We start from the raw sequence: 7,165 nt of genomic DNA on the forward strand, positions 1-7,165 counted from the left end.
TCACCGCCCGCTCACCGCCCGGGGCCGTCCTCCCACAGCTCGGCACCGCAGGCGGCGACCAGCGCGCCGATCCGGGCCCACGCCTCCTCCGCCGGCAGCGGCTCCAGCCGCCGGCCGTCCCGAAGCCGCAGCGCGACCCGGTCGTCCACGGCCTCCTTGGCGCCGATCACCGCCTGGTACGGCACCAGCCTGGCCTCCCGGATCCGGGCACCGAGGCTTCCGTGCTCGGGCCCGGCGACCTCGGCCCGCAGCCCGAGGTCGAGGCAGCGCTGCCGGAGCCGTTCGGCCTGCGGCAGTTCGGCGTCGGAGATCGGCAGCAGCACGACCTGGACGGGCGCCAGCCAGGCCGGGAACGCGCCGCCGTACAGCTCGATCAGGTGGGCGACCACCCGTTCGACGCTGCCGATCACGCTGCGATGGACCATCACCGGGCGGTGCTTGGCGCCGTCCGGGCCGATGTAGTGCAGGTTGAACCGCTCGGGCTGGTGGAAGTCGATCTGGACGGTGGAGAGGGTGAACTCGCGCCCGGCGCCGTCGGCGATCTGCACGTCGATCTTGGGCCCGTAGAACGCGGCCTCGCCCTCCGCCGCCTCGAACGGCACGCCGGACCGCTCCAGCACGTCGGTGAGCAGCGCGGTGGCACGCTCCCAGAGCGCCGGATCGGCAACGTACTTGCCGCCCGCGCCGGGCAGCGAGAGGCGGTGGCGGACCGGCACGATGCCGAGCGCCCGGTGCGCCTCGCGGATCAACTCCAGTGCGGCGACGGCCTCGTCGGCGGCTTGCTCCGGGGTGCAGAACACATGGGCGTCGTTCAGCTGGATCGCCCGGACCCTGGTCAGCCCGCCCAGCACCCCGGACAGCTCGGAGCGGTACATACCGCCCAACTCGGCCATCCTCAGTGGTAGTTCCCGGTAGCTGTGGGCACGGGAGCGGTAGATCAGGGCATGGTGCGGGCAGAGGCTGGGCCGCAGCACCACCTCCTCCGAGCCCAGCTCCATGGGCGGGAACATGTCCTCGCGGTAGTGCGCCCAGTGCCCGGAGATCTCGTACAGCTCGCGCTTGCCGAGCACCGGGGAGTAGACGTGGCGGTAGCCGGCCCGGCGCTCACGGCCGCGGATGAACTCCTCCAGGGCGTGCCGGATCGCGGCGCCGTCGGGCAGCCAGTACGGCAGGCCGGCGCCCATCAGCGGGTCGGTGTCGAACAGGTCGAGCTCACGACCGAGCCTGCGGTGGTCGTGCGCGGGGTGGTCGTGGACGGCGCCGTCCTGCGCGGCGCTGTGGTGTACGGCGTTGTCGTACGCGGCGGCGGCGTGCGCGGGCTGGGCGTTCATGGTTCTGGTCTCCACTCTGGGACTGCGGGCGAGTGGAGCCGGGAACGACGAAGCCCCGGGGCACTCGCCCCGGGGCTTCGGACTAGGTCAGCAGTCAGCGCGCCGGGACTCTCTCCGGCGTCGTCGTGACGAGTGCAGCGCGCTTCATGTCATCCACCGTAGCAGGCCGGTGGCCGAGCGCGAGATCTTTTCCGGCCGCTCCGACCGGCGGCCCGCTCAGTACAGGACGACGCACCCGCGCGCGCCGAGCGCGTCCAGCACCTGCGGCGACGGCCGCACCTCGTTCCACCGCAGGTCCAGCTTCTCCAACGCGGGAAACGCGGGCGGCACCGGAGACCCGGGCAGCCCCGGCAGCCCGGCCGACTCGCCCGGTTCGGTCAGCCAGCGCGGCAGTCCGGTGATCCGGTTGCCGCGCAGGTCGAGGCGGCGCAGCAGCGGCAGTCCGGCGAGCGCAGCCGGGATCTCGGTGAGCGCGTTCTCCCGGAGTTCCAGCTCGCGCAGCTCGGTGAGCCCGGCCACGGACTCCGGCAGCGCGGTCAACTCGTTTCCGCGGAGCCAGAGTTCGCGTAGCGCGCCGAGCCTGCCGATGGACTCTGGCAGCGTGCCGAGCCGGTTGTGCTGCGCACGGAGTTCGACCAGGGAGGCCATCTCTCCGATGGTGGCGGGGAGTTCGGTGAGCCGGTTCTCGCCGACGTTGAGGTAGCGCAGTGCGGTGAGCCGGCCGAGGGTGTCCGGCAGGACGGTCAGCGCGTTGTCGTGCACGTAGAGGAAGTCGCCCAGCCCGGTGAGGCTCCCCAGCTCCGCGGGCAGCGCGGCGATCCGGTTGTGCCCGAGGTCGAGGGTGCGCAGCGCCGTCAACCTCCCGATTCCGGGCGGGAGTTCGGTGATCCCGGTGTCGGCGAGGATGAGCACCGTCAGGTCGGTGCGGTCCCACAGCCCGTCGGGCACCCGGCCGAGCTGCTGCTTCCAGAGGTTGAGCGTCGTGTCCGTCACGCCGGTCATTCTCCGCCACCGGGCCGCAGGCGGCTCCAGCGGTGTCACGGCGCCACGGCGCCACGGCGCCACGGTGTTACCGGGTGCCGCAGAAGGCCTGCTCCAGGGAGCCGTACCCCGCGACCGCCTGCGCCTGGAGCTGGGTCTCGTCGCCGCGCGGGGTGACGGACATCGCGACCTGCCGGTCCCCCGAGTTCCACAGCTGCGAGCTGTAGCCGGCCACCCCGCCGTCGTGCCCGTAGGCGACCCCGCAGGACAGCTGCCACCGGGCCAGTCCCAGCCCGTAGCTCAGTCCCGCGGGTTGGCCGTCGACCACGATCGGGACCGTCGTGGTCATCTCCTTCATGAGCGCGGGCGGGAGCAGCCGCCCGCCGGTCAGGGCCTGCTCGAAGCGGTTCAGGTCCCTCAGGGTGGAGACGAGTTCGCCCGCCGAGTTCGCCCAGGAGACGCTCTGCACGGTCACGTCCCGGTCGCTGCGGTCCGCCGGGCCGGGGCCTTCGACGAGCGTCAGGTAGCCGTGCGCGTGCGGGCCGCGGATGTCGGTGGCCGTCCCCGGGAAGTACGTCCCGGTCAGGCCGAGCGGGCGCAGGAGGCGTGCGGTGATCTCCTGGGCGTAGCCGTGCCCGGTGACCCGCTCGATGATCATGCCGAGCAGGGTGTAGTTGACGTTGGAGTAGCCCCACGAGGTGCCCGGCGGGAAGGCGGGCGTGTGCGCCACCGAGGCCGCGACCACCTGCGCAGGGGTGATCGTCCGGGTCAGGCCGCCCTGGTCCAGCCAGTTCCGGACGGCCGCCGGGTCGGTCGGGTCGGGGAAGAGCCCGCCCTTCTCGTTGGTCGGGTCCCAGAGGCCGGAGGTGTGGTTGAGCAGTTGGCGCACGGTGATGTGCACACCGTCGGGGACCGTGCCCGGCAGGTGGCGCTCGACCGGGTCGTCCAGGCCGATCCGGCCCTCCCCCACCAGCTGGAGCACGGTGGTGGCGGTGAACACCTTGGTGATGCTGCCGGCCCGGAACCGCCCGTCGGTGCGGACCGGCGCGCCGGTGGCCAGGTCGGAGACGCCCGATCCGCCGCGCCAGACCCCGTTCCGGTCCCTGACCTCGGCGATCGCGGAGACCGCGCCCGCGCCGGTCACCGCCCGCAGCGCCGCCGTCCGGCGGTCGGCGGCGGTCGGCTCGCCGCCGTTCGACCCGCTGTCCTGCGCGGCGGCCGCCGCCGAGGCGACCGGCGCCGCCAGCGCCAGACAGACCGTCGCCGCCAGCGCCGAAACGGTGCGCCGCGCCGTGCGCGCCCCACCCGACGCCGCCCGTCCCCCGCCCGACGCCGTACGCCCCCCGCCCGACGCCGTACGCCCCCGCGCGACGCCGTACGTCCCCCGCCCCGCTTCATGCGCCCCCCAGTTGACCCCGCGGCGAGCACCCGCCCGCCCTCGACGCCCAGCCTCACCCCCGAACTGACGATCGGTCATCCGCCGCCAGGAGGAATCGGTCATACACCAGCCCAAGGAGGACCTCCACCGAAAGACGGAGCCCTTCCCCTTTCCGATCGGCTACCGCGCCGGGGCCGGGCGGACCGGGTGCTTGCTCATGATGGAGACCCGGTTGAACGAGTTGATGGTGATCGCCACCCACACCACCGCCGAGATCTCCGCCTCGCTGAACACCTCGCGCGCGACGCCGTACGCGGCCTCCTGCGCGACCGCGTCCGCCGGGCTGGTGGTCGCCTCGGCCAGTGCGAGCGCGGCGCGCTCCTGCGCGTCGAACACCTCGGTGTCGCGCCACGCCGGGAGCACTCCCAGTCGCTGGGTGGTCTCGCCCTCGCGCAGCGCGGCCCTGGTGTGGACGTTCAGGCAGTAGGCGCAGCCGTTGATCTGCGACACCCGCAGGTTGACGAGTTCCACCAGCCGACGGTCCAGCCCGGCCTCCGCCGCCACCTCGCGCGCCGCCTCGGCGGCCGCGACGAGCGCCTTGTACGCCTGGGGGCTCTGCTTGTCGATGAACACCCGCCGGTCCGCCGGGACCACCGTCACGTCACTCACCTGAACTCCTTGGCCGATCGTTGTCACCCGTCACTCTGCCATGGCATGATAGTTGAATCTAGAACTACTTGCATCTGGGAGGGACCCCGACCGTGAGCACCACCGAGACCGACCTCATCGACCCGCACGCCGCCGACCCGCGCGTCGAGGTCCTGCCCCCGAGGGACGTCCCGCTCGGCGGTCCGCGCGCGATGACGGTGCGTCGGACGCTGCCGCAGCGCTCCCGCACCCTCATCGGCGCCTGGTGCTTCGTCGACCACTACGGCCCCGACGACGTCGCCCACACCGGCGGCATGGACGTCGCCCCGCACCCGCACACCGGCCTGCAGACCGTCAGCTGGCTCTTCACCGGCGAGATCGAGCACCGGGACAGCCTCGGCATCCACGCCTACGTCCGGCCGGGCGAGGTGAACCTGATGACCTCCGGCCACGGCATCGCCCACTCCGAGGTCTCCACCCCGGCCACCACCACCTTGCACGGCGTACAGCTGTGGGTCACCCTGCCCGAGGAGCACCGGCACACCGGCCGCGCCTTCCACCACCACGCTCCCGCCCCGGTCCCCCTGGACGGCGGAGAGGCCCGGGTCTTCCTCGGCACCCTCGCCGGGGACACCTCCCCCGTCCCCACCTTCACCCCCCTGCTCGGCGCCGAGATCACCCTGCGCCCGCACGCCACCGTCACCCTCGACGTCGACCCCGCCTTCGAGCACGGCCTCCTGGTCGACACCGGCGAGGTCCGCTTCGCCGACACCCCGCTCCACCCCGCCGGCCTCGGCTACCTCGCCCCCGGCGCCACCACCGTCACCCTCACCAACACCGGCGACACCGACGCCCGCACCGTCCTCCTCGGCGGCACGCCCTTCGAGGAGCAGATCGTCATGTGGTGGAACTTCATCGGGCGGTCTCACGAAGACATTACCCGAGCCCGCGACGAGTGGATGAGCTCCGCGAACCCCGACCGCTATGGCGCCGTCGAGGGCTACCCGGGCGACCGACTGCCCGCCCCGGAGCTCCCGGGAATCCCCTTGAAGCCCCGCGGAAACGCGCGCTGACCTGCGCTTTACGCGATCGGGGGTGCGGCGGCCGGGTCCGCCCCACCCCCGAGCCGGGGGCTCCCTGCGCTCGCCCCGAAGCGCCCCCGTCGACACTCGCCTCCGCGCCCGACGCGTGACACCGTTCGACCATCCACGACAGCGCCTGACAGGACCAATGCTGACCCAATGCTGACTTTGCTGACGGTCCGTCAGAACTGACCAGAGCATTCACGGAGTCCGGGACGTCATCGTCGGGCGCCGTCGCGAGAACCGGCGGACGCCCTGGCACGTCCCCCTCGCCGGCTGCCGAAGAACGGCCACCACCGGAGTGGCGCGGGTCGGAGAAGACAGCCACCATGCAGCCGCACGCCCACCGACGATCTTGCTTCAAGCCAGTTATTAGAAACTGACCCTACGGAACATCCCCCAGCTCCTCCGCCGGCAAGACCCCACCGAGGCGCCCCGACCCGGCGCTAGGGTGACCTCATGGCGGACGCCCCGACGACAGCAGCACCTTCGGTCGAGGCGCTGCACGCCCTCGTCGAGCATGCCTGTGAACCGCCGACCGGCATGTCCCGGGCGAAGCAACTGCGCTGGGTCGCCGGCGAACTGCGCACCGCCCTGGAGCGGGGCGCGATCGCGCCCACGGCCGCCGGCTCACTCACCACGCTCCTCGCGCCGGACACCCTCGCGGCATACCTCGCCGCCGCCGAGCGGGGCCTGCTACGGCGCAAACCCGCCGCACGACCGGGCCAAGCCTCACCCGCGTCCATGCGCGTCCGGCACGACTGCCTCCGCATCCTCGGAACCCAGGCCGGCATCACCGTCACCCTTCCGGAGCGCGACACGCCGCGGGTCGCGCTCCGGCCCGTGGTCGCCGCCCGCCCGCGCAGCGTCCTGCTCGGTCATCTGGAACACTCGGCCCGCCCCGGCCGGTCAGACTCCCGCAGCCGGATCCTCGCGATCATCGGCACCGTGCTGGACACCGGCTGCCGCGCCGGCGAACTCTGCGCCCTGCGCACGGACGACGTCGACCTGCGCCGCGGCACGATCCACCTCACCCGACTCCCCCAGCACCGCAGCCCGCACACCACGCCCGCCACCGAGACCGTCGCCTTGTCCGGCCCCACCCGGGCCGCGATGCGCCACTGGCTCACCGTCCGCAGCCACCTCGTCGCACGCGACACCACCCAACCTGCCGGCCCCGCCAACGAGACCACCGACGCCCTGTGGGTGAGCATCGCCCCCAGCGGTCACCCCCGCCCCGGCCTGCCCCTGCACTTCCGCGGCCTGGCCCGCGCTTACGCCCGCGCCATCCACGACCTCAACACCGAGATGGCCGCCGAACCCGGCTGGCACCCCCTGCCCCAACGTATGGAACAGCTCCGCCGCGCCATCGAGCTCGAACCGGCCGACCCCACCGGTGCGACTCCCCTCCTTCGCCTGCGGGCGACCCCGAAGCAGCGGCACCGGATAGTCGGGGCGACCCAATGAACCGGTCTGTCCCGTAATCGGTGGCAACGAACCGTGCTAGGCATCCTTGCCCGATGTTGTGAGACGGCAATAAGCCTGCGGAGAAGGCCTTCCCAGGCTCCGGTATTGGCGGTCGAGAGTGCGATAGACGAGGGCGAGGTCGTGGGGCTGTCGACACAGCCCGTCGCTCATGTGGCCCGTGACCTGGGCATCCACAAGGAAGCCCTGCGTTCCTGGGTGCGTCAGGCCGAGGCCGACGCCGGAGAGCGCGACGACCGGCTCACGACCGCAGAGCAGGA

Annotated in this window: 7 protein-coding genes; 3 read left to right on the forward strand and 4 right to left on the reverse strand. The window is 72.7% G+C overall.

Annotated features, from left to right (window positions below; all coding sequences use genetic code 11):
- Window positions 1-11 precede the first annotated feature (11 nt).
- From thrS to ACIGG8_RS05685, 4 genes are all read right to left on the reverse strand, one after another.
- A complete protein-coding gene (gene thrS, locus ACIGG8_RS05670) occupies window positions 12-1,331 on the reverse strand; it encodes a threonine--tRNA ligase (RefSeq protein WP_396545987.1) in 1,320 nt (439 codons plus the stop codon).
- A 216-nt stretch (window positions 1,332-1,547) separates the two neighbouring features.
- On the reverse strand, window positions 1,548-2,333 hold the full coding sequence (locus tag ACIGG8_RS05675) for a leucine-rich repeat domain-containing protein (protein WP_396545988.1): 786 nt from the start codon (window positions 2,331-2,333) through the stop codon (window positions 1,548-1,550).
- Between the two features lie 67 nt (window positions 2,334-2,400).
- Window positions 2,401-3,456, reverse strand: a complete 1,056-nt coding sequence (locus tag ACIGG8_RS05680; RefSeq protein WP_396545989.1) for a serine hydrolase domain-containing protein — start codon at window positions 3,454-3,456, stop codon at window positions 2,401-2,403.
- A 414-nt stretch (window positions 3,457-3,870) separates the two neighbouring features.
- Window positions 3,871-4,359: a carboxymuconolactone decarboxylase family protein gene (locus tag ACIGG8_RS05685; protein ID WP_396545990.1), complete on the reverse strand. Its 489-nt coding sequence runs from the start codon at window positions 4,357-4,359 to the stop codon at window positions 3,871-3,873.
- 92 nt (window positions 4,360-4,451) lie between these two features.
- On the opposite strand from ACIGG8_RS05685, the gene ACIGG8_RS05690 reads away from it, so the two are divergent.
- The 3 genes from ACIGG8_RS05690 to ACIGG8_RS05700 form a co-directional block, all read left to right on the forward strand.
- Window positions 4,452-5,411: a pirin family protein gene (locus ACIGG8_RS05690; RefSeq protein ID WP_396545991.1), complete on the forward strand. Its 960-nt coding sequence runs from the start codon at window positions 4,452-4,454 to the stop codon at window positions 5,409-5,411.
- Between the two features lie 468 nt (window positions 5,412-5,879).
- Window positions 5,880-6,887 (forward strand): site-specific integrase, encoded by a 1,008-nt coding sequence (locus tag ACIGG8_RS05695; protein WP_396545992.1) that lies wholly within the window; start codon window positions 5,880-5,882, stop codon window positions 6,885-6,887.
- A gap of 171 nt (window positions 6,888-7,058) precedes the next feature.
- Window positions 7,059-7,165: transposase (locus ACIGG8_RS05700; protein ID WP_396545997.1), on the forward strand; the 107-nt coding region annotated here is incomplete at its 3' end.

Source organism: Kitasatospora sp. NPDC085464 (assembly GCF_044541955.1).
In the GTDB taxonomy this organism is placed as follows: Bacteria; Actinomycetota; Actinomycetes; order Streptomycetales; family Streptomycetaceae; genus Kitasatospora.

What these genes read in the sequence shown, in the direction of transcription:
- ACIGG8_RS05695 (WP_396545992.1), top strand. Translation starts at nt 5,880, where the DNA reads ATGGCGGACGCCCCGACGACAGCAGCACCTTCGGTCGAGGCGCTGCAC.
- thrS (WP_396545987.1), bottom strand. Translation starts at nt 1,331, where the DNA reads ATGAACGCCCAGCCCGCGCACGCCGCCGCCGCGTACGACAACGCCGTA.
- ACIGG8_RS05675 (WP_396545988.1), bottom strand. Translation starts at nt 2,333, where the DNA reads ATGACCGGCGTGACGGACACGACGCTCAACCTCTGGAAGCAGCAGCTC.